Genomic DNA, 25,296 nt, shown 5'->3' with positions numbered 1-25,296 from the left:
GGGGGTGAATCCGTCCGTCGGCGGTAGGATCGCGACAGCCCCGGCGGCCAAGTCCTGGCGATGGCGCGATCTCGACCTGACGCAACGAGAGCCAGGGGCGAAGGGCGTTTGTGATCACACCCGCCTCAAGTCGCGATCGGATCGGCAAGTCTTTGCGATTCAAGGGAAAGGCGGGCGCCCGACAAGGCGCATCACCGAAAGTATCCTGATCTTGGCCTTATCTGAGCGCGCCCCGAATCATTGCGGTTTTGAAACTTTCGCTCGAACAACGTCGGTCTGAAGCGGCCGGTTTCGAGGTCGGAAACCACGGTTGCAGCGCTTCCCATGGTTTAGAATCAGGGCGGTTTTCTCGTCGTTGTTCTCAAGATTCGTTTGCCTTAAGGGCTCGGCAAACACGATTACCCGGATTGAGTACTTGTGTTTCGATCAGGCGGGTGTATTTCCAAGTCAAATACCCACTGGAGAGACACTCGTGGAAGACAAGGCTACCCTGATCGAGCTCACCGCCGAGATCGTCGCCAACTACGTGGCCAATAACAGCACGTCGGTTTCCGATCTGCCGGCTCTGATCCGGGCGACTCACGACGCTCTGGCCGGTATTGGTTCGCCGGAAGCGGCTCCTGTCGAGGCCGTTACGAAGGCTACGCCGGCTCAAATCCGCCGCAGCATTACGCCGGACGCCCTGATCAGCTTCGAAGACGGCAAGCCGTACAAGACGCTGAAGCGCCACCTGACCACGCACGGCATGACCGTCGCCGAGTACAAGGCCAAGTGGGGTCTGCCCAACGACTACCCCACCACCGCCCCGGCCTACAGCGAAGCCCGCTCGGCCATGGCCAAGGCCCTGGGCCTGGGTCAAGGCGGCCGCAAGGCCAAGGCCCCGCGCGGCCGCAAGGGCTGATCGACCCTCCAAGGTCGAAAGATCGAAAACCCCCGCCGGAAACGGCGGGGGTTTTTCTTTGGCTGTTTGGGGAGCGCTAGCCGATCTTCAGCCGCATGAAGGCCATGCCGCCGGTCGGGTCGTCATAGCCCAGGGCGGACGGCGCGTCGTAGGCGCTGACCAGCCCGCCGAAGCCCAGCTTGACGTTGTCCGACAGCCGGAAGTCGCGGATCGCCCCGACCGACAGCTTGCGCACCGTGGCGACGCCGCCGTGGTGGCCGGCCAACTCGTCCTGCTCCACCTGCTCGGCGCGGGTGAAGACGGTCCAGGCGGGGTTCGGCTGGATCGCGCCCTCGAACAGCCAGGCCTGCAGGGCGTCGCCCGGGATGCGGTCCTTGCGCGCCCAGGCCAGGGTGGCGCTGACCGAGCCCTTGCCCAGGATCGGTCGTGAATAGAGCGCGCTGAGCGAGGTGCGGGCCTCGTCGTCGTCGGGCTCCAGCGCCTCGGGACTGTTGATCCGCGCCCAACTGGCCTGCAAGGCCCAGTTCTCCGTCGGGTTCCAGGAAAACCGGGCCGAGACGCTATCGAGTTGGCCCGTCTCGATGTCGTAGCGGTGCTGGTCCGGTTCGCGGCCTCGGAAGGCGCTGGTCTCGACCTTCCAGGTCTTGCGCGACAGGCCGGCCGTCACCACGCCGAAGGTGATGTGGGTCGAGTCGAACCAGTGGTGGCTGATCGGGGCCTCGGGACTGTCCATGGCCGCCTGGCGGTGCGTGAAGGCCGGCGGGCCGAACGCCGGCTCGCCCGGCAGGCCGGCATAGAGATAGCCGCCGAACCCGCCGCCCAGGGGCCGGCTGTAGCTGGCTGAAAGCTCCATGAAGAGGTCGTGCGGATGCTGGCGGTCGACCAGCGGATGCTCGCCGTCGGCCGTCTCGCCGGTGGCCAGCAGCAGGGGATAGCCGCTCTTGCCCATGAACGGGTCGGGGCTGACCATGGCCTTGAAGCCCAGTGTCCCGTCGCCGACCCGGCGCTGGGCCATGCCCATCACCATGCCGGCCACGAAGGCCTTGTCGCCGCCGCGCGGGCCGCCCTGGCTGTCATAGACGCCGTTGAAGACGGCGTGACCCATCAGCATCCAGCCGTTGTCGGTGTGGATCATGACGCCGTCGTGCGGCGAGACGTTGGGTTGCCAACTGGTGCCGGAGGCGTCGCGGGCCATGGCGTAAAAGCCCAGCGGGCTGTGCATGGCCACGGTCATGATCGGCTGGCAGTCCAGGATTTGCGGGTTGCCGCAGGGATCGGCGGTCTGAGCGGGCGGCTCGGCGCCGTCCATGGCGTGATGGTCGTGGTCTTGAGCCGAGGCGGGCAGGGCCAGGCAAAGGCTCGCGGCGAAGGTGGCGGCGCCGAGCAGGCGCGCGCGGAAAGTCTGGGTGGTCATCGGGACCGACCTTTCTGAAGCAGAAAACAGGATGATCCGCGCGGCGGCCGCGCGGAAGGCTTCAGGCGAGGGGACGGGGAGGGCCGTGGTCGGGCGCGGGGCTCAGGCCGGCGAAGGCTTGGCTCAGGGCTGCGAAGGCGATGCGGATCGTCGGGCCGGGCGCCAGGTCCGGCGCGATCTCGCGCGCCGAAACCGGCAGGCAGCCGGCGCAGCAGCTGAGCGCCATCGCGTCGGGTCGGGGCTTGTGGGAGGGCGCCTTGTCGTGAGCCATGCCCGGCATGTCCGCCGCCATCTCGTGGCAGGGCGGGGGCGCCGCGGGTTCCGCATGGCAGGGCAGGGCGCGCAGCGGCCCGCCCACGACGAAGACCGCCGCCAGCAGGATCAACATCAGGGTGCGCAGGCCGTGCATGGCGTCAGGGTAGGGGGTCTTGGGTGGGGCGTCCAGCTAGGCTTGAGCTTGTCGCCCCCATTGCAGATCGGCCAAGGCTCCGGTTAGCTGGCCCGATGCGAACATGCCGCCGCCAGGCCCTTTCAGCCATTGTCTCGAGCCTGGTGGTGACGGCGATCGGAGTGCGCGCGTCCGCCCAGGCCGTCGCGAACAGCGACACCGACGTGTCGGTCGAGCACCCGGCCTACGCCATGGGCGCGGGCCCGGTCGTCGCCCTCGACGAGGGCCACAACAACTACCACACGCTGCAAGGCCGCTATGCGCCGTTCGGGGCGGTGCTGCGAAACGACGGGTTCCGCGTGGTTCCCCTGTCTGGTCGGTTCGAGCCTGGGTCCCTGGCGAAGGTGGACGTGCTGGTCATCGCCAACGCCCTGGCCCTGTCCAATGTCGAGGACTGGAAACTGCCAACGCCCTCGGCGTTCGACGGCGCCGAAATCCAGGCGGTCAGGTCCTGGGTCGAGGGGGGCGGAGCGTTGCTGCTGATCGCCGACCACATGCCCTTCGCCGGCGCCGCCGCCGAGCTGGGCGGCGCGTTCGGCTTCGCCTTCGACAACGCCTACGCCGTCAAGGGCGACGGCAAGTCCGCCGAGCTTTTCAGCCGGGACGCCGGGACCCTGGCCGACCACGCCGTCACCCGCGGCATGGGTCGCGCGCCCGCCGTCACCGAAGTGCAGACCCTCATGGGCTCGTCGTTCCGCGCTCCGGCCGGGGCGACGCCGCTGATGACGCTGGATGAGGGCTGGGCGCTCTTCTACCCGGAGGAAGCCGGCAAGTTCGATGCGACCGTCCGGCAGCGGCCGGCCACCCGCCAGGACCTGAGGGGCGCGGCGCTGCACTACGGCAAGGGACGGGTCGTGGTGATCAGCGAGGCCGCCTTCCTGACCAACCAACTGGTGAAGGGCGCGCCCTACGGGTTCGGCCAGCCGTCGGCGAAACAGGACAAGACGTTCCTGGTCAACATCGTCGAGTGGTTGGGCCGAACGCCTCGGGCGCCGTAGGGCTCAGACCCCGCTCAGCTCCATCCCAGGCGCATCCGGCTCCCGCGTCCCGCCGCCGTTCAGCGGGCGCTGCATCCAGACCAGATCCACCCAGCGGCCGAACTTGTAGCCCATGTCGGGGAAGACGCCCTTGTGCTCGAAGCCCAGGGCCGCGTGCAGGCCGATGGAGGCGGCGTTGCCGCTGTCGCCGATCACCGCGCACATCTGGCGCAGGCCCAGGGCCTCGCAAGCCTCGATGACGGCCGCCAGCAGGGCCTTGCCCACGCCCTTGCCCACGGCGTCGGGGCCGACATAGACGCTGTCCTCGACGGTGTAGCGGTAGGCGGCCCTCAAGCGGAACGGGCCGGCATAGGCGTAGCCCAGCACCTGGCCGTCCTCCTCGGCCACCAGATAGGGCAGACCCTTGGCCAGGAAGACCGCGCGGCGGCGGCCCATCTCGGCCGCGTCGGGCGGGATCTCCTCGAAGGTGCCCAGGCCGTTCAGCACGTTCCAGCCGTAGATGGCGGCGATGGCCGGCAGATCGGCGTCGGTGGAGGGACGGACGGTGACGGTCACGCCTTGGCCCAGCCCTTTTCCACCGCCCAGACGGCGAAGGCGTAGTCCAGGGCGATCTCCTTCAGGAAATCGAAGCGGCCCGAAGCGCCGCCGTGGCCGGCTTCCATGTTGATCTTCAGCAGGATCGGCGCGCCGCTGGTGGTGTGCTCGCGGAGCTTGGCGGCCCACTTCTCGGGCTCCCAATAGGTGACGCGGGGATCGGACAGGCCGCCGGTGGCCAGCACGGCAGGATAGGCCTTGGCCGCGACGTTGTCGTACGGCGAGTAGCTGGCGATGTAGTCGTAGGCTTCCTTGTCCTCCAGCGGATTGCCCCATTCGGGCCATTCCGGCGGGGTGAGCGGCAGGGAGGTGTCGCTCATGGTGTTGAGCACGTCGACGAACGGCACCGCCCCGATGATCCCGCTCCACAGGTCGGGCCGCAGGTTGCCGATGGCGCCCATCAGCATGCCGCCGGCCGAGCCGCCATAGGCCACCGTGCGGTCCTTGGCCCCGTAGCCGGCGCCGTGCAGGTGCTCGGCGCAGGCGATGAAGTCGGTGAAACTATTCTTTTTCTTGTTCTTGCGCCCGTCCAGGAACCAGCCGTAGCCCTTTTCCGAGCCGCCCCGGATGTGGGCGGTGGCCCAGATCCAGCCGCGGTCGACCAGGCTGAAGTTGCGGATCGAGAACGACGGGTCCATCGACAGGCCGTAGCTGCCGTAGCCGTACAGCAGCAGCGGCGCCTTGCCGTCCAGGGCCACGCCCTTCTTCATCAGGATGGTGATCGGCACCTCGGCGCCGTCGGCGGCCTTGGCGTAGAGGCGCTTGGTGACGTAGTCGGCCGGGTTGTGGCCGGACGGGATCTCCTGGGTCTTGCGCAGGGTCTTGGCGCCCGTGGCCATGTCGTAGTCGAACCACTGCCGGGGCGTGGTCGGCGACTGATAGACGTAGCGCATCACCGGCGTGTCGAACTCGTAGCCGCCCTCCACGCCCAGGACATAGGCCTCCTCGTCCATGGCGATGGGCTTTTCGGCCTTGCTGGCGCGGTCGGTGACGACGATGCGGGTGTTGGCGTTGACGCGCTCGACCCGGACCAGGTGGTTCTTGTAGGCGCTGATCCCGGTGATGAAGCGGCCCGGCTTGTGGGGCACGAAGTCCTTCCAGTGCGCCCGGCCCGGCGTGGCGATCGGGGCCTCGACCAGCTTGAAGTCGATGGCCTCGTCGGCGTTGGTCAGGATGACGAACCGGCCGTCCCAGTGCTCGACCGAATAGCGCAGCCCCACGGTGCGCGGCTCCACCACCTTGGGCGCGGCGGTCGGATCGGCGGCCGGGATCAGCAGGGTCTCGGAGGTCTCGTGGTCGCCTGCGCTGATGGTGATGAAGGCGTCCGAGCCGGTGGTCCCCACATTGACGAAGAAGCCGTCGTCGGGCTCGTCATAGACCAGCACGTCGTCCTTGAGGCCGCCTCGCGCGGGGCGGCGGTAGATTTTGTCCGACCGGCCGTTGTCGTCGCGGTGGGTCCAGAACAGCCAGGCCGAGTCGGGCGACCAGGCGAAGTCGCCGGTGCTGCTTTCGACCGGCTCGGACAGGATCGCGCCGGTGGCCAGGTCCTTCACATAGATGTGGTGCACCTCGGACCCTTGTGCGTCCTCGGCATAGGCGAACAGCTTGTGGTCGGGGCTGTGGTCGGCGGCGCTGACCTGGCTGTAGGCCTTGCCCTTGGCCAGGGCGTCGCCGTCCAGCAGCACTTCCTCGCCGGCGGTCTGGCCCTTCGGGCGGCGGCAGAAGATCGGGTGCTGACCGCCGATGGCGAAGCGCGAATAGTACTCCCACGGGCCGTCGGGGGCGGGGACGCTGGCGTCGTCCTCCTTGATGCGGCCCTTCATCTCCTCGAACATCTTGGCCTGCAGGCCCTCGGTCGAGGTCAGCATGGCCTTGGTGTAGGCGTTCTCGGCGGTCAGGTGGTCCTTGACCTCGGCCTTGATCAGGGTGGGGTCGCGCAGGACCTTCTGCCAGTTGTCGTCCTTCATCCAGGCGTAGTCGTCGACGCGGACGCGGCCCAACTGCTCGGTGCGCAGGGGAATCTTCTTGGCGACGGGGGCGGCGGGAAGCTTCGACTCGGGCATGCGACTCTCGGATTGGGCGGTCCCGGGATGGATCGCCGAGGCTGACGTAAGCATCGCTGCCGCGCTCGTCATCATTTTGCGCCGGTTCACGATCAGATTTCCCCGCCGATGCGTCAGAACGCCAACTTGTGCGCCTTCCTGGCCGTGGTCAAACTAACCCGCGTGTAGAGTGAATCAGGGGGCGTGAGGTTTCTATGGCCTGGGACCTGTCGGTCGATCTGATCCAGGTGACCGTGCAGCTTGAACAGCCGCTCGGCGACGGATCGCGCACGGTCGGCACCGGGTTCCTGATCGAGGACCCGACGCCGGACGGCAAGCCGCGCACCATCCTGGTCACCGCCGCCCACGTCTTCGACAAGATGCCGAACGCCTCGGCCAAGATCGGCTATCGCATCCAGAGCGCCGACGGCGTCTGGCGCTACGACCCCCACACCCTGAAGATCCGCGACGGCGACCATCCGCTGTGGGTCAAGCACCCCTCGCGCGACGTGGCGGCCATCGAGGTCGAGGCCCCGCCGGAATTCGCCAAGGCGGCGATCCCCCTGGCCTGGCTGGCCCAGGACGACACCTTCAACAAGTACAGCCTGGGTCCTGGCGACGAGATGATGGCCCTGGGCTTCCCCAAGGGGCTGTCGGCCAATCCCGCCGGCTTCCCGATCCTGCGCTCGGGCCGGGTGGCTTCGTATCCGCTGGCCCCGGCCAGCGTGTTTCCGACCTTCCTGATGGACTTCTCGGTGTTCCCCGGCAATTCGGGCGGGCCGGTGTTCATGGCCCAGGGGGCGCGCCGCCGTCCCGGCTCGACCGAGAGCCAGGAGGTGCAGTTCGTGGCCGGCATGCTGACCCAGCAGGTCGAGCTGTCGGGCGAGCGCCTCGAGATCGGCATCGTCACCCACGCCAAATACATTCGCGAGACGGTGGCCCTGCTCGACAAGACCGCCGGCCCGCCGGTGATCCAGGCCAAGCCCGCCGTGCCGACCGCGCCGTCGACGCAAGGGGCGGCCCAGAACGCCGTGGCCGTCTCGGCCACCGCCATGGCCGTCGGCCGCTGAGGCGAACGGTAGTCTCGCCGACATAGGAACCTCGCTCCGCGCCTCCCGTTTCTAAGGGGAGTTCAATTTCAGCAGGAGCGAGCCATGAGCACCAATCGTGTGGAAGGCGCTGTCGACAAGGGTATCGGCGCTGTGAAGGAAGCCGCCGGCAAGGCCACGGACAACGAGCGTCTGGAAGCCGAAGGCGCGGCCCAGAAGGCCAAGGGCGACATCCAGAACAAGGTCGGCCAGGCCCAGGACAAGATCGGCGACGCCATCAAGCACTAGGCTTGATCGACGCCTAGAATGGACAACGGCCGCGGAGCGATCCGCGGCCGTTTTCTTTTGCGCGGCTGGGGACAGGCGCATGCGCCTGTCCCCAATCCTGTCACCCGTAGATGATCGAAATCGTCTCGGCCACGCAGGCCGGGCGCTCCTCGCCCTCGATTTCGATGGTGCACTCGTTCTTCAGCTGCAGGCCGCCGGCCTTGGGCTCGACCGCCAGCAGCTTCTGGCGCATGCGCACCTTCTTGCCGACGCGGACCATGCCGGTGAACCGCACCTTGTCGCAGCCGTAGTTAATACCGCGCGTCACGCCGTTCACCCGCAGGATATCGGCGCCCAGCATCGGGATCAGCGACAGGGTCAGGTAGCCGTGGGCGATCGGACCTCCGATCTCCTGGGTCGCGCGCTCGACGTCGACATGGATCCACTGGTGGTCGCCGGTGGCCTCGGCGAACTGGTTGACCCGCTCCTGGCTGATCTCGACCCAGTCGGAAACCCCGATCTCCTGACCGACCAGGCCGGCGACGTCGGCATAGGCGACTTCCTTCATGGCGCTTTCCCTCTCAAACGTTTGTTTGCATCGAGTGGTAGCGCGGGAAGAAAGGCCTGTCACCTCGTCAGGAGGCTTTGAGCCGTCTCGGGCAAAAGGCTGACGGCCTCATCCAGCAGGGTGCGCCACTCAGGACCACGCGAGCGGGCTTCGGCATAGACGTCGGCGAGGGTGAAGGGATCGTCCTGGGCGAGGATTTCGATCAATTGCTCGGCCTGAAGCCGGTCCTTGTAAGCCTTCTCCGGATTGACCTTGCGCTGGCGGCTGACGATCAGCTTGTGCACGGCGTAGCGAGCCGGGGCGGGGACGTTGATCAGCACGCCGCCGCCTTGCAACACGGCGGCTTCGATAGGATCGCGCAGCAGAAAGTCCATGAAGGGCAGAGGCACGGCGTCGCTATTCAAGGTCGGCAAGCGGGATGGCGCATCGCGCGGTGCGCCACGATTGGTGGTCAGCAGATCGACGCGGTAGCGTTCGCCCAAGGCGTAGCCGATCGTCTTGCTCGCATCGAAGGCGTAGCTGATCGGCGAAAAGCCGGGATCGAGGTCCCGCAGGATCTCCAGGATCGGCCGGTCCAGCCTATCGTCAGGATGCGTGGCGATACCGAAGTCCTGAGCGACGTCGAGGTCCATCGTCGCCAGGCTGGTGACGGGCAGCCGCACGCCGAGATGCGCGGCATAGGTCTGGAAAGCCACGGTGCCGACCAGCATGGCGCGCAGGCGAAAGACACCGGCCTGGGCGAACGCATGAACGATGCGGGCCGTCACCGGATCGGGACGCGGCGCGCCCGAGGCGATCAGCGCCGCGACAAGCCGCCCCCGGTCGGCGATGTCGGCGCGATGCTGGCCATGGCTTTCGATCCGTTCGCGCAGGCTGTCGCTGTCGGGACCGACATAGATCTGCCGCCGCCCCTGCGGAGAACCGGTCGGCATCTGCACATACCAGTAAAGCCGGCCCTTCACGGTCTTGGAGGTAAAGCTGGCGCCGGGCGGGAACTCGCTGACCCGCGTCAGCCGCAAGCGCTCCATCAGCTCGGCGTAGCTGGTCTGGGCTGACAGGGGCAGGCGCTGGATCATGTGAAAGTTATACGCAAATTCTCAGATTGCGTATAACTCAAAATGCGATGCGTCAGAACAACGTCTGAACCACCAGCCAGGCATTGGCCGCCGAGATCACCGCGAACAGGGTCCAGGCCACGGCCTTGGTCGTCCAGCCGTTGGCGAAGACGCCCATCAGGGTCTTGTCGTCGGTGAACCGCAGCAGGGGGAAGATGGCGAAGGGCAGCTGGGCGCTCAGCACCACCTGGGTCAGGACCAGGAGCTTGCCCACCGAGTGCTCGCCCAGGGTCAGGACGCCGATCAGGGCCGGGACGATGGCCAGGCCCCGGGTGATCAGGCGGCGCTGCCAGCAGGGGATCTTCAGGTTCAGGAACCCTTCCAGGATCACCTGGCCGGCGATGGTGCCGGTGAAGGTCGAGCTCTGGCCCGAGGCGAACAGGGCGATCCCGAACAGCAGGCCGGCCACGGCCGCGCCGGTCAGGGGGTCCAGCAGCCGGTGGGCCTCCTCGATGCCGGCGACGTCGGTGATCCCCGAACGGTGAAAGGCCGAGGCCGCCAGGATCAGGATGGCGGCGTTGATGAACAGCGCCACGGCCAGGGAGGCCACGGTGTCCAGCGTCGCCAGCCGCAGGGCCGCGCGCTTGCCCGGCTCGTCGGCGGGGATCACCCGCGTCTGGACGATGGACGAGTGCAGATAGAGGTTATGCGGCATGATCGTGGCCCCGACGATGCCGATGGCCAGGTACAGGGCGTTGCCCTGCTTCAGCGCGTCCAGCGAGGGGACGAGGCCTCGGGCCACCTCGCCGGCGTCGGGCTTGATCAGGATCAGCTGCGCCAGGAAGCAGATCCCGATCGTGCCGACCAGGCCCAGGATGATCGCCTCCAGCTGGCGGAAGCCCTTGCCCTTCAGGCCCAGCACGATGACCGTGTCCAACGCGGTCAGCAGCACGCCGGCCCACAGGGGCACGCCCAACAGCAGCTTGAAGGCCAGGGCGCTGCCCAACACCTCGGCGATGTCGCAGGCGATGATGGCGATCTCGGCCAGGAACCACTGGACCTTGACCGTGCGCGGGCCGTAGCGGTCGCGCGACATCTGGGCGAGATCCCGGCCCGTCACCAGGCCCAGGCGCAGGCTCAGGGTCTGCAGGACGATGGCCGCCAGGCTCGACAGCACCACCACGAACAGCAGGCTGGTCCCGTAGCGCGAGCCGGCCTCGATGTCGGTGGCCCAGTTGCCGGGGTCCATGTAGCCGACGCTGACCAGCAGGCCGGGACCGGCGAAGCGCAGCACCCGCTGCCACGTGGAAAGTCCGTCGGGCACCACCACCGCGCCGCGCACCTCGGCGGGGCAGAAGGGGGCGGTGGCGGTTTTGGGCAGCCAAGCGGGCAGGGCGAACATGGCGCCAAGCGTTAGCGTGGATTCGCGCCGCGTATAGGAGATATGCGCCGTCTCAGAACAGCCGCGCCTGCAGCCACAGGATCGCCGGATAGGCCGCCAGCCAGGTCCAGAAGAAGCGGTTGAGGCCGAACAGGCAGGCGTTGGCCAGGTGGAAGGTGGCCGCCACGACCAGTCCCGCGATCAGGGTCTCGCGGGTCAGCAGGGTCAGGGGAAAGGCCAGCTCGAACGCGATCACCGCCCAAGACATGGCCCGCAGCAACGCCGGCCGGTCGGCCAGACGCCGCAGGCCCTCGCTGACCGGATAGGCCGAGAACTGGAACACGTCGCGCAGGGCGCGGCCGCTGCGCCAGTCGGGGTTCACCACCTTCACCCCGCCGGAGATGAAATAGGACAGCACCAGCTGCGCGCCCAGATAGCCGAAGGCCAGCTCCTGGGTCTGGGGCGTGGGGAGCAGGCGCGCCAGGGTCAGGCACCACAGGGCCAGCAGGCCCATCCGGTCGCTGCCGCCGTTATAGGGTCCCTGGAAGCGGTGCAGGATCAGCAGCGACAGTCCCGCCAGTCCGACCAGCGGCCAGGGACTGGCGACGCCGAAAGCGACCAGTCCGCACAGGGCGATCCGGATCGCGAACAGCAGCCGCTCCTCGCGAAAGCCGCGCAGGTGCTCCAGGCTCTGCTGGGTGAAGGCCAGGGCCAGCAGGATCTCGGTCAGGCGGGCGGCGTCGTGCAGGCTCATCGGCCGATGTCCGCGAGCCGGCGTGGGGCGGACTGGTACAGCACCTCGCTCTGGATGGTTTCGCCCTCGCGGTTGACGAAGACCAGCCGGAACGACAGCCACGACCCCGCGTCGGCCTCGCGGTCCAGGTCGGCGGCGATGCGGCGGAAGATCTCGTCCTGGCTATGGTCGGTGGGATCGGCGACCAGTCGCTCGGCGCAAGCGACGACGAACAGGGTCTGGTTCCAGCGCGGGTTCCAGACGAGCCGCCCCAGCATGGCCGGGACCGACACATGCTCCGGCCGCGGCCTGAACGCCCGCCAGTCGCCTGGGGCGTCTTCGCGCGCGGCCGTCAGAGCGTACTCGATGCGCGGCGAGGGCGCGATCACGTCGAAGAAGTTCCACGACGGGATCAGGGCCGGCAGCAGCAGGCGAAGAGGGTTCGGCAACGTGTTCTCTCTGGGAATCAGCGAGCGCGTCAGCCTACGCGGCGTTGCCGGCTCAGACGATCCCGGACCGGGGACATGCACTTGTGCGTGTCCCCATCCGAAAGCTCCGCGCCAAGTCTTGGGGACACGCACAAGTGCATGTCCCCGACCTCAGACGATCCGGCTCTCGCCCTTGCCCCAGTACGCATCCCGGATAAGCCGCTTGTAGAGCTTGCCCGTCGGGTGCCTCGGCAGCTCGGCCATGAAGTCGATGCGCCGGGGCGACTTCACGTGACTGAGGTTCTCGCGCGCGAAGGCCATCAGTTCCTCGGCCAGAGCCGCCTGGTCGGCGGAAGCGTCCAGGGGCTGGATCACCGCCACCACCTGTTCGCCCATCTCCTCGTGCGGGGCGCCCACCACGGCGGCGTCGGCGACCTTGGGGTGGGTGATCAGCAGGTTCTCGATCTCTTGCGGATAGATGTTCACCCCGCCGGAGATGATCATGAAGCTCTTGCGGTCGGTGAGGTAGAGATAGCCGTCCTCGTCGACCCAGCCCACGTCGCCCAGGGTGGTCCAGCCGTGCTGGTTGTAGCTTTCGGCGGTCTTTTCGGGGGCGTTGTGATAGTTCACCGCCGGGCCGTTGGCGAAATAGACCGCGCCCTCGGTGCGGGGCGGGACCGCGTTGCCGTCCTCGTCGCAGATGCGCAGCTCGCCCAGCACCGCCTGGCCGACGCTGCCCTTGTGGGCCAGCCAGTTCTCCGAATTGATCCAGCAGAAGCCGTTGCCCTCGGTGCCGGCGTAATATTCGAAGATCACCGGCCCCCACCAGGCGATCATCTGCTCCTTGACCGGCACGGGGCAGGGGGCGGCGGCGTGGACGGCCGACTTCATCGAGCCGACGTCGTACTTGGCCCGGACCTCTTCGGGCAGTTTCAGCATCCGCACGAAGTGGGTCGGCACGAACTGGCCGCAGGTGATCCCGTACTTTTCGATCAGGGCCAGGGCGGCCTCCGGATCGAACTTTTCCATCACGATCACCGTGCCGCCCAGCTTGTGCACGGTCATGCACCAGCGCAGGGGAGCGGCGTGGTAGAGCGGCGCGGGCGAGAGGTAGAGGCTGTCGCCGCTGAAGCCGAAGAGGCCCATGGCCATCATCTGCAGGGCGTTGGGCGCGTCGATGGGGCCGTCGCTGAGGGCGGGTTTCACGCCCTTGGGGCGGCCCGTGGTGCCCGACGAATAGAGCATGTCGCTGCCGGCGGTCTCGTCGGCGATGGGCGTCGCCGGCATGACGTCGCGGGCCGCCTCGAAGTCCTCGAACGGCGCCTTGGCCCCGCCCACCCGCAACAGGCGCACGCCCGGGATCAGCGGCGCGACCGCCTGGGCGACCGCGTCCAGGGCGGGGCTGACGATCAGCGCCTGGGCTCCGCAGTCCTTGACGATGTACTCGACCTCGGCCGCCGTCAGCTTGGTGGAGACGCAGGTGTAATAGAGCCCCGCGCGCTGGGCTGCCCAGGCGATCTCGAAGAAGCGGGCGTTGTTGTCCATCAGGATGGCGATCACGTCGCCGGCCTTCAGGCCCCAGGAGCGAAACAGCTGGGCGCCCTGGTTGGAGCGGTCGTCCAGCTGGCGATAGGTCACCGTCTCGCCCGAGCCGGCCATGACGTAGGCGGGCTTTTCGGGCTGGCTCCGGGCGTGGTGGAACGGGTGCATCAGGCGGCGACCTCCGTGCGGGCGGCCTGGCGGATCATGTCCGAGGCTTTTTCGGCGATCATGATGGTGGGGGCGTTGGTGTTGCCCGAGACCAGGCGCGGCATGATCGAGGCGTCGACCACCCGCAGGCCGGTCAGGCCCCGCACCCGCAGCTGGTCGTCGACCACGGCCATCGGTCCGCTGCCCATCTGGCAGGTGCCGACCGGGTGATAGATCGTCGAGCCGGCGGCGCGGGCGTAGTCCAGCAGGGCTGCCTCGGTCCGCACGTCGTGGCCGGGATCCATCTCGTGCTCGATCAGCGGCGCCAGGGCCGGCTGGGCGGCGATCCGGCGCGACCACTGCAGGCCCGCCACGGCCACCTGCTGGTCGATGGGATCGGACAGATAGTTGGCGAAGATCGCCGGATAGACGGTCGGATCGGCCGACTTGATACGGATGTGGCCCCGGCTCTCGGGCCGCAGCTGGCACGGCGCGATGGTCAGGCCCGGCGCGCCCTCCAGCTCCATCTTCTGCTCGGCGACCAGCTTCTCCAGGTCCATGGTGGCCGGCAGGATGTGGAACTGGATGTCGGGCGTGGCCAGTTCCGGCCGCGACTTGCAGAAGACGGCGATGTGGGCCGCCGACAGGGTCAGCAGGCCCTTGCGCTGGAAGAGGTACTTCAGAGCCTCGCCGGCCAGGCGGCCGCCCTTGCTCTGCTCGTTGACCGAGACCGTGCCGGCCTTCAGCCGATAGCGGGCGCTGATGACATAGTGGTCCTGCAGGTTCTCGCCCACGCCGGGCAGGTCGTGGACGACCGGGATCCCGTGTTCGGCCAGCAGTTGGCCCGGACCCACGCCCGACAGCTGCAAGAGCTGCGGCGAGTTGATCGCCCCGCCGGCCAGGATCACCTCGGCCCGGGCCTTGGCCGTGCGGACCTGCCCTCCCTGGCTGAACTCGACCCCGACCGCGCGCTTGCCCTCGAACAGCACCCGGCGGGCCAGGGCGTTGGTCTCGACCCGCAGGTTGGGCCGCCCCATGGCCGGGTGCAGATAGGCCACCGCCGCCGAGCAGCGCTGGCCGTTCTTCACCGTCAGCTGGTAGTAGGCCACGCCTTCCTGCTCGGCGCCGTTGAGGTCCGGATTGCGGGGGATGCCCGCCTCGACGCAGGCCTCGACCACGGCGTCCGACACGGGGTTGGTCTCGGTGACGTCCGAGACGTTCAGCGGGCCGCCCGTGGCGTGCCAGTCGCCGCAGCCGCCGCGCTCCTGGTGCTGGGCCTTGCGGAAATAGGGATAGACGTCGTCCCAGGCCCAGCCCTGGCATCCCAGCTGCCGCCAGCCGTCATAGTCGGCCTGTTGCCCGCGGATATAGAGCAGGCCGTTGATCGAGGACGAGCCGCCCAGCACCTTGCCGCGCGGCCAGACGTGCTGGCGCCCGCCCGTGCCCGGGTCCGGCTCGGTCTGGTACAGCCAGTTGACCTTGGGGTCCTTCAGGGTCGAGGCGTAGCCGACCGGGATGTGGATCATCAGGTTGGACAGGAACTGCGAGGGGTTCTTGGTCGGCCGGTCGTCGCCGCCGGCCTCCAGCAGCAGCACCTTGTGGCGACCGTCCTCGCTCAGTCGCGCCGCCAGCACGCAACCGGCCGAGCCGGCGCCCACCACGATGTAGTCGGCCTCGATGATCGACGTCATCGGATCCTCCCTTTGTCCCCTCCCGGGGCGCCGTCCGCGTGTCTCCGCGTGATCGGCGTTCACCCACAATGCGCGGGTCTGGCCAGGAGGCAAGGGTGTCGTCGGGGAACCTTTGGGGGGAAGGCGAGCCAGGATGGTTGCCGAGGGTTCATACGCGTGTTTGAGTGCGGCCAAATCAGGAGGAAACCCGCCATGGCCGCCCCGACCTTCGAGACCCTGCTCTACGCCGTCGAGGACGGGATCGCGACCATCACCCTCAACCGCCCCGACAAGCTGAACGCCTTCACCGCGCGGATGATGAAGGAGCTGATCGACGTCTTCGACATCACCGACGCCGACGACGCGGTGCGGGTGGTGATCGTCACCGGCGCGGGCCGGGCCTTCTGCGCGGGGGCCGACCTGTCGGGCGGCGGCTCGACCTTCGACCGCACCAACCCCCAGGCCCTTGAGCGCGAGGAGGGCAAGGTCGGCGACGTCTATCGCGACGGCGGCGGCCGGGTGGTGCTGCGCATGTACGAGAGCCTCAAGCCCATCATCGCCGCCGTGAACGGCGCGGCCGTGGGCGTGGGGGTGACCATGCAACTGCCGATGGACATCCGCCTGGCCTCGACCGACGCCAAGTTCGGTTTCGTCTTCGCCCGCCGGGGCATCACGCCCGAGGCCTGCTCGTCCTGGTTCCTGCCGCGGCTGGTGGGGATGCAGACGGCGCTGGAATGGTGCTTCACCGGCCGGGTGTTCAGCGCCCAGGAGGCCCAGGAGCGGGGCCTGGTCCGTTCGCTGCACGCGCCGGAAGACCTGCTGCCGGCCGCCAAGGCCCTGGCCCGCGAGATCGCGGACAACACCGCCCCGGTCTCGGTGGCGCTCTCCCGCCAGCTCCTCTGGCGCATGGCCGGCGCCGACCATCCGATGGAGGCCCACAAGGCCGACAGCCGGGCCATCCAGTCGCGCGGCGCGGCCGGCGACGCCAAGGAAGGCGTCAGCTCGTTCCTGGAAAAGCGCCACCCGGCCTATCCCGACAAGGTCTCGGCCGACCTGCCCGACATCTGGCCGGAGTGGGGCGAGCATCCGTTCCGGTAGGGGCGGGGCTCAGAGCACCGCCCGGCCTTCGGCGATATTGATGAGGTCGGGCATGGCGTAGACCGACGGAATGCGGCCCGTCCCCTCTCGAAGCCGGGAAATCAGTCCTGCGGCTTCGAGTTGACGGAGCATGCCGTTGGCGGTGATCCGGTTGTTGAAGCCGGCCACGCGACCGAATTCCGGCCCGGGGATGATCGGGCGCATGAAGAATGCGTCCACGGCGTTCATCGCGAATTGCGAATGGGTCACCTCCACGAAGCGTCGCCGCATTTCTTCGTAGAGATCACGGATGGCTTTCACCTTTCGCAGGTTGGCCTCCGCCTGCGAGATCAGGGCTCCAAGGAAGAATTCAAGCCAGCCGTGCCAATCACCGCTTTCGGTGACGGCTAGCAGCTGATCGTAATACCGGTCGCGATTGGCCTCCAGATATTCGGACAGGTAGAACATCGGCCGCGAGAGCGCTCGGCGCTGATAGAGCAGCAGGGGTATGAGCATGCGGCCGATCCGGCCGTTGCCATCCTTGAACGGGTGAAGAATCTCGAACTGCGCGTGGGCTATGGCCACTTGCAGGATGGGATCCTCTTCTTCGGATTGCAGATAGGTCGCCCAGGCTTCCAGCGCTTGAGGAAGTACAAGCGGACTGGGCGGCACGAAGCGTGCGCGTTCCATTGGATCGCCATAACGGCCGATCCAATTCTGATCGGTTCGAAAGGCGCCTGGTTCTTTGTCACGGCCCCGCACGCCTTGCATGAGCCGCTGGTGGACGCTCTTGATCAGGGACAGTGAAAGTGGACGTTCGGTCAGCGCTTGTTCGGCGATCTGGACCGCGACGCGATAGTTGGAGACCTCTTCGATGTCGCCGAGCCGAGCGTCCGTGGCGCCCAGACCAGCGTCGAATTCCAGAACTTCGTCCAGAGTTGCCTGTGTGCCTTCAATCCGGGACGACAACACCGCTTCGTTTACGGTGATCGGTGATAGAAGCACGGCCGGATTGGGCAGCGTCTGCAGCATCCCGTCGTACCGCGCCAGCGCGCCGTTTGCTTTGCCGACGAGTGGCAGCAGGGCGCGCCAGTTGAGGTCAGCAAGCGGCAACTCATCAGGAATGCATGGCTGCATGTCGGCCTCTGGGTGACGCGCATCCATATTGTCGCGTCATGATACCTTGTGTAAGGTGGTTTGAATTTCACCTTACACAAATCACTTAGCATTAGGCCTACGTTTCACAAGCGTTCTTATGATGCGCGAATGGCGCTTTCACCTTTCATGCCTGGAAAGCGATCGCCCCTCGCATCCCACTCCAAACGCGCTATATCCCCGCCCATGGCTGAAGCTTTCAACGACAAGGTCCTTATCGAGGACAAGGCCGCCCGCTACGCCGAGTTGGCCGACGAGATCGCCTCGGTGCTGGACGGCGAGACCAACCTGACCGCGCGCATGGCGACGGTGGCTTCGATGCTGGCCTCCAGCTTCGACCACTACTTCTGGACCGGCTTCTACGTGGTCGATCCGCTGAAGGACCGCGAGCTGGTGGTGGGGCCCTATCAGGGCACGCTGGGCTGCCTGCGCATCGCCTTCGGGCGCGGCGTCTGCGGCGCGGCGGCGGCCACGGGCCAGACCCAGCTGGTCGAGGACGTCCATGCCTTTCCGGGACACATCGCCTGCGACAGCCGTTCCCAAAGCGAGATCGTCGTCCCGGTGTTCGACGCGGCCGGAACCTTGCTGGCGGTGTTCGACGTCGATTCCGACAAGCCGGCGGCCTTTGATATCGTTGATCAAAACGGCATCGAGACGATCCTGAAGGCGACTTTCGCCTAAGTGTATCGGCGTCGATACAAGATGGCCCGTGGGTTGCAGTCCTGATCCCAATCATTCCCTAACCGGATCGGATTAGGACTCATGGCGATGCTGGACGTTGAGACCCTTCACCCTGGCGAACTGACGCAGGCCGACGTGCAGGCGTGGCGCGAGATGGCGCAGGCCGAGCCGGCCTTCGACAGCCCGCTGCTGGGCCCCGATTTCGCGCGCGCCGTCGGCGCGGTGCGCGACGACGCGCGCGTGGCGGTGATCCGTCGCGGCGGCGAGACCCTGGGCTTCCTGCCGCATCACCGCCGTCCCGGCGCCATGGCCCGGGCCATCGGCTCGCCGCTGTCGGACTATCACGGCCTGGTCTCGCGTCCCGACGCCGACCTCGACGGCGCCGAGGTGCTGGCCGCCGCCGACCTGACCGCCTTCCGCTACACCGGCCTGATCGACCCTTACGGCGTGTTCGGCCAGGGCGAGCTGAAGACCGCCCATGTCATCGGCTTGGCCAATACCGACGTCTCCACCTATCTGGAGGCCGTCCGCGCGGCCAGCCCCAAGAAGATCAAGAACTGGCGCCGGCTGGACAACAAGCTGGAACGCGAGATGGGGGCCATCGAACTGGTCGCCCCCGACGACTCCCGCGAGGCCTTCGACCAACTGATCGCCTGGAAGCGCGAGCAGCTGGAGCGCACCGGCGTCCACGACTTCCTGCGTCCCGACTGGACCCGCAACCTGATGCTGGACCTGTTCAACAAGCGCACCGGGCCGTTCCAGGGGCTGATGATCAACCTCTATGCCGGCGGCCAGCTGGTGGCGGGCCATTTCGGCGTGCGGCTGAACGGCGTCTACCACCCGTGGATCGCCTCGACCAATCCGGCCTATGGCGAGTGGTCGCCGGGCCAGATCTTCTTCATGCGCGCCATCGCGGCGATGCCGGGCCTCAGCCTGCACCGCTACGACCTCGGCCCCGGCCACGACCACTACAAGGGCGCCTATGCCCTGAGCCAGGTGCAGATCGGCGACGGCACGGCCACGGCCGCCACCATGGCCGGCCGCATGGCCAGCTCGCTGGACGACGTGCTGGCCCTGGCCGGCTCGAAGGGCGCGGGCCCGCTGGGACGCCTGACCCGGCGCATGGACGCCATCGCCAGCGTCGAGCTGACCCTGGGCGGTCGCGTGCGCGGCCTGGTCGATGCGTTCGCTAACCAAGCGCAAAGGCGAGGCGGGTAAGCTCCCCCGAAACTGGAGTTGCCATGCGCGTCACGGTCATGATCCCCACCCAGCGGCGCCTCGACGGCCTGGCCGTCGCGGCCCGTTCGGTGTTCGCTCAAGAGGGCGTCGATTTCGGCGGCCTGGAGCTGGTGATCGTCGACAACGACCAGGTCGCGTCGGCCCAGGCGACTGCCGCCGCCCTGGCCGCTGAAGCGCCGTTCCCCGTCCACTACGTGCACGAGCCGCGCCCCGGCGTGGCCCATGCCCGCAACGCCGGCATGGCCAAGGCGGGCGGCGAGCTGGTCGCCTTCCTGGACGACGACGAAGAGGCCCCCGCCGGCTGGCTGGCCGCCCTGCTGGCCGCCCAGGCGCGCTACGGCGCCGACGTGGTGTTCGGTCCGGTCAAGGCCCGCGCCCCGGCCAGCGTGGCCAGCCATCGCGACTATCTGGAGCGGTTCTTCTCGCGCGAGGGACCCGCCGAGGCGGGCGTCATCGACCACTATTACGGCTGCGGCGACAGCTTGCTGCGCCGGGCCGCCTTGCCCGATCCGGTCGCGCCGTTCGCCGTGGAGCGCAACCACATCGGCGGCGAGGACGACATGCTGTTCGGCCACATGCAGGCCCATGGCGCGGTGTTCGCCTGGGAGCCGGCGGCCTGGGTCTGGGAGGACCCCGTGCCCGACCGCCTGTCGCTCGACTACACGATCCGCCGCGCCTTCGCCTACGGCCAGGGACCGACCTCGCACTGCGCCGCCGCCGTGCCGCCCGACCGCGTGGGCGTGGCCCGCTGGATGGTGGTGGGCGTGTTGCAGGCCGGGCTGTTCGGGGCCGTGGCCGGCCTCAAGTGGCTGGTCCGCGCCGGCGACCGCGCCGACTGGCTGGACCGCGCCGCCCGGGGCCTGGGCAAGACCCTGTGGTGGGGGCCGTTCAAGATCCATTTCTACGGAAGGACCGCGTCGTGAGCATCATCACCGACTGGACCGACGACAAGGCCAAGGCTTTCGGTCGCGAGAACCTGATCTTCCAGCACGGCCTGCACGAGCGGCCGATGTTCGACGACGAGGGCCTGGCGCGCCTGCTGGACCAGTATCCGCGCGACCAGCTGGGCGTCTTCACCATGGGCGAGGACCCCAAGGCCTGGACCACCTGGCGCAAGGGCGCGGCGGGCAATCTGACGGGCGACCAGCTGCTGGAGGCCGCCCAGGCCGGCCGCATCTGGCTGAACCTGCGCAAGACCAACGACTTCGTGCCGGACTACGCCGCCCTGTGCGACGAGATCTTCGCCGAGAAGGAGGCCCGCGTGCCGGGCCTGAAGACCTTCAAGCGGGACCTGGGCATGCTGATCAGCAGCGCCAACGCCCAGGTCTTCTACCATCTCGACGTGCCGCTGGTGTCGCTGTGGCAGATCCGCGGTCAGAAGAAGGTCTGGGTCTATCCGGTGGCCGACCCCTATGTGGGCGAGCTGGCCCTGGAGAAGATCGTCCTGAAGGAGACGGCCGAGCAGTTCGCCTTCGACCCCTCGTGGGACGCCGGCGCCCAGTGCGTCGACATGACTCCCGGGACCATGGTCACCTGGCGCCAGAACGCCCCGCACCGGATCGAGAACGGCCCGATGCTGAACGTCTCGGTCTCGATCGAATTCATGACCCCACCGGCCCTAATGCGGGCCAATGTCATCTACGCCAACGGCGTGCTGCGCCGCCGCGCGGGGATGAAGCCGCGCATCCAGAACGGCTTCGGCCCCACGGCCCTGGGCAAGCTGGCCGTGGCGCGCGGCGCCAAGGCCCTGAACCTGCAGACCCCCCACGTGCGCCACCTGCCGGTGACCTTCGGCCTGGACGCCGGGCGGCCAGGGGTGCTGGTCGAGCGGGCTTAGCTACACACTAGACCTAGATTGTTCGACGTGATTGCTTCCGACCCAACGAAGGGTTCCGCTAAACGCGGCATCCGCCAAAACCTTCGACTTTAAATCCTAGGCGCGGCCATTGAGGTTCTAGGCGTGGATATTCGCTATCGCTATCCGCTAGCTAATGCGATCCTGCTTGAGGATAGCTGGCCATTGGAGGGCTATGGCGGTGTAGTCGCTGAGTTCGAGCGTGAAGGCGAGGCCGTTAAGGCCCTAACCTTGCTGTTTAAGGATCAGCCGCTCTCCTATGCGCCTACGGTGTGCCAGCAGGCCGGGCCGATAGCGGCCCAAGTGACGTTCGATAGTCCTACCGACAAAATTGCCAACAACATCGTCAAGCGATTTAGCGATTACATCAATATTTTTCACACAATCGACATATCTACACAGGATGTGACGATCGAATTCATTCCTGCTAACGAAGCAGAACGAGATAAGATTGCCATCTTGTCTTTTTCGATCGCACATGAACCTCGCCCTTCGCGGTTGGTTTTCGCCACTTTGGCGCAAGCCTTTTTTGCTGGTGAGGACGCAGGAGAAGAGGATCCTTCCTTTGCCTCGCGAATGGCGCGCGCCGCGCGTGAAGCGTTGGCGGACAAGCAGTATATCGCGGCCTTCCGCTATAGCTTCTTATTATTCGAAGCTCTTTTCGGTCAGGGAAAATTCAAAACTAACCAGCTGCTTGATGCCATGACTGGTGATGATAAGTTTCGCGAATTGGTCGAAACAGCACTGACTAATTTCGAAAGAGACCCGCTCCATCAGCGCTCTGCGGCGCGCCCTTTAGTCCGCTCTCATTCTACCGCTCGCGAGATGATCGCTCATTTGATAGATCGTCGTGGCTTCTATTTTCACGGCAATCTAAAGCAGAAAAACGCTTGGCATCCTGATCGTCAAGACGAAGCTGAGCCGGTTGCCGATTTTGCGGTCCACTTGGCTTGCGATGTGGCTAACAGCTTCTCCAGCGCTATGTTCACTCCAAGGATAGGTGAGCGGCACCTAGCCAACGCTAGGCGACAAGGAGCTGTCATGGCGATCTTGGTCCAGTACCGATTTCTCGATGAAGACAAGGTACCTAGGGCTGGTCGCTTGAATCTGACCATACCCGGCACAGTTCCCTCCAATGCGACGGCCGTCCATGTAGGACGAGAGTTCCTCTATTGGGCGGAGACTGAGTTGCACGGCTGCATTTTGCTTGGCGCGATGGCTCGCGACGAGGGATCGGGTAAGGAGCTTTTTCGCGTTCAATTTGATGATCCGCGCAGCCCCGTTGAAGCTGCCAAGCCACCTTCTTCCTGAGTTGCGCCGCCGCACTAGCTACTCGCAAGCTCAGCTCAATACAGCGGGCGCGATACCCAAGCAAAATTGTCGCTTGGCCGTGTCCAGCACCGTGTCGGTGATGGCATTAGTACTAAAGCGGAGCCTTTGGTCGTTCAGTGGGATCTTGCTTTAGGCTTTCGCCGCCTTCTCCAGCGCCTTTACCGCGTCCTTGCCGATCCAGCGCCGGGGCGCCTCCGATGAAGCGGCCAGGCGGCGAGCGGTCTCGAGGGCGGCGGCCTTGAGCGCCGGGCTCTGGCGCAGGCCGATGGCCCGCAGCGCCCAGTTCACCGCCTTCTTGACGAAGTTCCGGTCATCGCCCGCCGCCCGCTCGATCAGGACCAGGCCGTCCAGGAACGGCCCGTCGCCCGTGGTCTTGTCGTGCAGGGCCAGGCAGGCCAGCAGGGCGAAGGCCGCGCGGCGGCCGAATTCGTCGTTCAGGCCCGCCCATTCGCCGACCTTGGCGAAGGCGTGGGGCGTCTGGTCGAACAGCTTGAAGCAGACCGTGTCGACGATGCCCCAATTGTCGAAATCGGCCCGCCAGGCGTCCATCTGCCGGGGCGTCACCAGGGCTGGATCGTCGACCAGGCTGGCCAGCATCCGCGCCTCGTAGACGCCCGTGGCCCACAGGCCGCCGGCCAGGTCGTGGTCGCGGCCCAGCCGCTTGGCGATCTTCTGCAGATTGGCCATCGACACGCCCAGGGCGCCGGGCGCGACGATGCCGAACCGGTCCAGATTGGCCAGGTCATGGGCGGTGGCCGCCGACCGCAGAGCGGCCAGGGCCTCCTCGACGCGGTCGGCGGTCTCCATGGCCAACGGTTATTTTCAACGCAGGGGGTTGTCGATCCCCGCCAGTTTTTCGTCGCGGAGCGGCGCCGCCCACGACCGACTCTGACGGAACAAAATAAGAACATTCGTGGGTCGCGAAATTTTGGCGCGGCCGAAAAACCAAGACCCATTTTCTCAAATCCAAGACTGGAAAATCAAATGCATCCCACCATCGGCGAAAGCCTCGACGCTCGCCTCGCGCAGCGTCGCTCGATCCTGGATTTCGTGCCCTACGACCTCCAGGCCGCCGTCAGAGACGGCACGTCCACCGAACTGATGTCGACCTATCTCCAGGACGCCCTGGACGCGATGGAAGACATCGGCGGCGGCGAGCTGGAGATCACCAACGGCCTCTATCTCTTCAACACGCCGCTCTATGTGCCCTCCAGCACCACCTTGCGCGGGGGTGGCCGGCTGCTGGCCGTGCCCGGCGAATGGTCGCCGGTCGGTCCCGCCGCCTCCACCGGCTACCGCCACTGCGGCTTCCTCAACAGGAACTTCCTGGAGGAGCCGGAAGATCGCGACCACGACATCGCCATCGACGGCCTGACCATCGACATGGCCGACCTGGCCCTTGATCCGGGAACGGGCGGCAGCGACGCTCACGCCTGGCTGATGCGCTTCGTGGACCGCGCCCAGGCGCGCTTCATCACGGTGCGCAATTCGGGCAACGCCACCTCGCACGTGGCGTGCCTGGACACCCTGGTGATCGGCTGCCACGCCGAGAACATGGCCAACGCCTTCTTCGACCATTGGGAGGGCGCGGGCTACGCCAAGGTGATCGGCTGCGTCGGGCGCGGTTCCAACGCCCAGGGCATCCAGTTCACCGGCGTGGGGGCCGTGCCGCCCAGCGACCCGGACACCATCGCCTCGGCAGTCTGCGTGGCCGCGCACAACCAGCTGTACGGGGTGCGCAGCGCGTCCGGCTACGCCGCCGCGATCATCGCCAACGCCAATGACGCCAGGGCCGAGGACTTCGACTTCAAGTCGATCGGCAACTATGTCGAGGACAGCGACATCGGCCTGGCGTTCACGGGCAAGGGCGGGCGTCACGAGAGCCTCTCGGACACCTTCCGCGACGTGGACGGCCTGCCGGTCTACTTCCAGAACGAGGGCGGCTCGCGCGCGCCGTCGCACTGCCGGATCTCCAGCCCCAAGCTGATCGACTGCGCCCACGCCTCGGGCAACAGCGGCCTGATCGTGCTGGACGGCCCCTCCAGCGGCCATATCGTCGAGGGGGTCCAGGTCGTGCGGACCACCACGGGGACGGCGCCTTACGACTACATCGTCGCCGTGCGCTCCGGCGCCAACGACGCCTATGTCGACGTGCGCGCGGCCCCGTCGGGCGCCTTGGGCCGGGTCAGCGACCTGGGCACGGGCAACCGGGTGTTCGACTATGACCCCAGCTCGCGGAAGGAATGGACGAACCGCGGCTATGTCGCCGGCGGTCCGCCCGTGGCCTTCGCCACGGTTCCGGGCGACTTCGTCAGCGTAAACCCGGCCGGCACGACCACCTTCGCCAACGGCCACGGCCACGAAAGCATCGGCTCGACCTACGGGGCGGGCTACGGCTGGAAATGGACGTCCTACGACACCGGCAGCGGCGTGCGCTACGGCTTCGGCGAGCGGGCCAACAGCGCGTCCTGGACGCAACGGGGCTACATCTCGTCCGACCGCTTCAACCTGGCGTCCGGCATGGCCCTGTCGATCAACGACGTGCCGGTCCTGACCGGCCAGGGGACGGCGGTGGCCAACGCCACCAGCGCGGCCCCGGGCGACGCGGGCGACCAGCTGAACAAGCTGCTGGCCCAGCTGCGCGGCATCAAGGTGATCGCCACCTGATCCGAGGTTCGGCTTCTCCCCCGTCCGGAAGGGCGGGGGAGGGGCCGCGCCCC

23 protein-coding genes and 1 pseudogene are annotated in these 25,296 nt (G+C 67.2%); 11 read left to right on the top strand and 13 right to left on the bottom strand.

Features of this window, described 5'->3' with window-relative positions; genetic code table 11:
- Positions 1-472: 472 nt before the first annotated feature.
- Positions 473-901 carry a Ros/MucR family transcriptional regulator gene (locus AC07OA_RS13795; RefSeq protein WP_477096600.1) on the top strand — a complete coding sequence of 143 codons (429 nt, stop codon included), beginning with the start codon at positions 473-475 and terminating at the stop codon, positions 899-901.
- 76 nt (positions 902-977) lie between these two features.
- On the opposite strand, the gene AC07OA_RS13790 is transcribed toward AC07OA_RS13795, so the two are convergent.
- Both AC07OA_RS13790 and AC07OA_RS13785 read right to left on the bottom strand, forming a co-directional pair.
- Positions 978-2,315, bottom strand: coding sequence for a hypothetical protein (locus tag AC07OA_RS13790; protein ID WP_494664389.1), 1,338 nt, complete (start codon positions 2,313-2,315; stop codon positions 978-980).
- Positions 2,316-2,376: 61 nt separating this feature from the next.
- On the bottom strand, positions 2,377-2,724 hold the full coding sequence (locus AC07OA_RS13785) for a hypothetical protein (protein ID WP_494664388.1): 348 nt from the start codon (positions 2,722-2,724) through the stop codon (positions 2,377-2,379).
- Between the two features lie 146 nt (positions 2,725-2,870).
- Between AC07OA_RS13785 and AC07OA_RS13780 the strand changes: the two genes are divergently transcribed.
- Positions 2,871-3,761 carry a hypothetical protein gene (locus tag AC07OA_RS13780; protein ID WP_494664387.1) on the top strand — a complete coding sequence of 297 codons (891 nt, stop codon included), beginning with the start codon at positions 2,871-2,873 and terminating at the stop codon, positions 3,759-3,761.
- A 3-nt stretch (positions 3,762-3,764) separates the two neighbouring features.
- On the opposite strand, the gene AC07OA_RS13775 is transcribed toward AC07OA_RS13780, so the two are convergent.
- Both AC07OA_RS13775 and AC07OA_RS13770 read right to left on the bottom strand, forming a co-directional pair.
- Positions 3,765-4,316, bottom strand: a complete 552-nt coding sequence (locus tag AC07OA_RS13775; protein ID WP_494664386.1) for a GNAT family N-acetyltransferase — start codon at positions 4,314-4,316, stop codon at positions 3,765-3,767.
- Positions 4,313-6,508, bottom strand: coding sequence for a S9 family peptidase (locus AC07OA_RS13770; protein WP_494664385.1), 2,196 nt, complete (start codon positions 6,506-6,508; stop codon positions 4,313-4,315). The genes AC07OA_RS13775 and AC07OA_RS13770 overlap by 4 nt, the downstream gene beginning before the upstream one ends.
- 104 nt (positions 6,509-6,612) lie before the next feature.
- Between AC07OA_RS13770 and AC07OA_RS13765 the strand changes: the two genes are divergently transcribed.
- Both AC07OA_RS13765 and AC07OA_RS13760 read left to right on the top strand, forming a co-directional pair.
- Entirely contained in the window at positions 6,613-7,467 is an 855-nt protein-coding gene (locus AC07OA_RS13765; protein WP_494664384.1) for a trypsin-like serine peptidase, read from the top strand.
- Positions 7,468-7,551: 84 nt separating this feature from the next.
- Positions 7,552-7,751 (top strand): annotated as a pseudogene (locus AC07OA_RS13760) (CsbD family protein).
- 83 nt (positions 7,752-7,834) lie between these two features.
- Here the strand turns inward: AC07OA_RS13760 and AC07OA_RS13755 are convergent.
- The 7 genes from AC07OA_RS13755 to AC07OA_RS13725 form a co-directional block, all read right to left on the bottom strand.
- Positions 7,835-8,281 (bottom strand): MaoC family dehydratase, encoded by a 447-nt coding sequence (locus AC07OA_RS13755; protein WP_494664383.1) that lies wholly within the window; start codon positions 8,279-8,281, stop codon positions 7,835-7,837.
- A gap of 59 nt (positions 8,282-8,340) precedes the next feature.
- Complete coding sequence (locus tag AC07OA_RS13750) at positions 8,341-9,357, bottom strand: nucleotidyltransferase family protein (RefSeq protein ID WP_494664382.1); 1,017 nt, start codon at positions 9,355-9,357, stop codon at positions 8,341-8,343.
- A gap of 52 nt (positions 9,358-9,409) precedes the next feature.
- On the bottom strand, positions 9,410-10,738 hold the full coding sequence (locus AC07OA_RS13745; RefSeq protein ID WP_494664381.1) for an Nramp family divalent metal transporter: 1,329 nt from the start codon (positions 10,736-10,738) through the stop codon (positions 9,410-9,412).
- A 52-nt stretch (positions 10,739-10,790) separates the two neighbouring features.
- Complete coding sequence (locus AC07OA_RS13740) at positions 10,791-11,471, bottom strand: HTTM domain-containing protein (RefSeq protein WP_494664380.1); 681 nt, start codon at positions 11,469-11,471, stop codon at positions 10,791-10,793.
- Complete coding sequence (locus AC07OA_RS13735; RefSeq protein WP_494664379.1) at positions 11,468-11,899, bottom strand: hypothetical protein; 432 nt, start codon at positions 11,897-11,899, stop codon at positions 11,468-11,470. Before AC07OA_RS13735 ends, AC07OA_RS13740 begins: the two co-directional genes overlap by 4 nt.
- Positions 11,900-12,049: 150 nt before the next feature.
- The gene (locus AC07OA_RS13730; protein WP_494664378.1) at positions 12,050-13,588 is read right to left on the bottom strand and encodes an acyl-CoA synthetase; all 1,539 of its coding nucleotides are present in this window, start codon (positions 13,586-13,588) and stop codon (positions 12,050-12,052) included.
- Positions 13,588-15,258, bottom strand: coding sequence for a GMC family oxidoreductase (locus tag AC07OA_RS13725; protein ID WP_494664377.1), 1,671 nt, complete (start codon positions 15,256-15,258; stop codon positions 13,588-13,590). Before AC07OA_RS13725 ends, AC07OA_RS13730 begins: the two co-directional genes overlap by 1 nt.
- 192 nt (positions 15,259-15,450) lie before the next feature.
- Here AC07OA_RS13725 and AC07OA_RS13720 point away from each other — a divergent pair, with 192 nt between their 5' ends.
- On the top strand, positions 15,451-16,335 hold the full coding sequence (locus AC07OA_RS13720) for a crotonase/enoyl-CoA hydratase family protein (RefSeq protein WP_494664376.1): 885 nt from the start codon (positions 15,451-15,453) through the stop codon (positions 16,333-16,335).
- A gap of 9 nt (positions 16,336-16,344) precedes the next feature.
- Here AC07OA_RS13720 and AC07OA_RS13715 read toward each other — a convergent pair whose 3' ends face one another.
- Complete coding sequence (locus AC07OA_RS13715; protein ID WP_494664375.1) at positions 16,345-17,451, bottom strand: Fic family protein; 1,107 nt, start codon at positions 17,449-17,451, stop codon at positions 16,345-16,347.
- Between the two features lie 204 nt (positions 17,452-17,655).
- Here AC07OA_RS13715 and AC07OA_RS13710 point away from each other — a divergent pair, with 204 nt between their 5' ends.
- The 5 genes from AC07OA_RS13710 to AC07OA_RS13690 all read left to right on the top strand — a co-directional run bounded on the left by AC07OA_RS13710 (position 17,656) and on the right by AC07OA_RS13690 (position 22,555).
- Positions 17,656-18,150, top strand: a complete 495-nt coding sequence (locus AC07OA_RS13710) for a GAF domain-containing protein (protein WP_494664374.1) — start codon at positions 17,656-17,658, stop codon at positions 18,148-18,150.
- A gap of 87 nt (positions 18,151-18,237) precedes the next feature.
- Positions 18,238-19,368, top strand: a complete 1,131-nt coding sequence (locus AC07OA_RS13705; protein WP_494664373.1) for a GNAT family N-acetyltransferase — start codon at positions 18,238-18,240, stop codon at positions 19,366-19,368.
- 23 nt (positions 19,369-19,391) lie between these two features.
- The gene (locus tag AC07OA_RS13700) at positions 19,392-20,312 is read left to right on the top strand and encodes a glycosyltransferase family 2 protein (RefSeq protein WP_494664372.1); all 921 of its coding nucleotides are present in this window, start codon (positions 19,392-19,394) and stop codon (positions 20,310-20,312) included.
- Positions 20,195-21,226, top strand: a complete 1,032-nt coding sequence (locus tag AC07OA_RS13695) for a hypothetical protein (protein WP_494664371.1) — start codon at positions 20,195-20,197, stop codon at positions 21,224-21,226. Before AC07OA_RS13700 ends, AC07OA_RS13695 begins: the two co-directional genes overlap by 118 nt.
- 123 nt (positions 21,227-21,349) lie before the next feature.
- On the top strand, positions 21,350-22,555 hold the full coding sequence (locus tag AC07OA_RS13690) for a hypothetical protein (RefSeq protein ID WP_494664370.1): 1,206 nt from the start codon (positions 21,350-21,352) through the stop codon (positions 22,553-22,555).
- Between the two features lie 150 nt (positions 22,556-22,705).
- Here AC07OA_RS13690 and AC07OA_RS13685 read toward each other — a convergent pair whose 3' ends face one another.
- Positions 22,706-23,383 carry a DNA alkylation repair protein gene (locus tag AC07OA_RS13685; RefSeq protein ID WP_494664654.1) on the bottom strand — a complete coding sequence of 226 codons (678 nt, stop codon included), beginning with the start codon at positions 23,381-23,383 and terminating at the stop codon, positions 22,706-22,708.
- A 177-nt stretch (positions 23,384-23,560) separates the two neighbouring features.
- Between AC07OA_RS13685 and AC07OA_RS13680 the strand changes: the two genes are divergently transcribed.
- Positions 23,561-25,243 carry a hypothetical protein gene (locus AC07OA_RS13680; protein WP_494664369.1) on the top strand — a complete coding sequence of 561 codons (1,683 nt, stop codon included), beginning with the start codon at positions 23,561-23,563 and terminating at the stop codon, positions 25,241-25,243.
- Positions 25,244-25,296 lie beyond the last annotated feature (53 nt).

This window comes from Caulobacter sp. GW821-FHT09B08, from assembly GCF_059418225.1.
The sequence above is the reverse complement of the archived record's forward strand: the minus strand, read 5'-3'. Positions and strand labels throughout refer to the sequence as shown.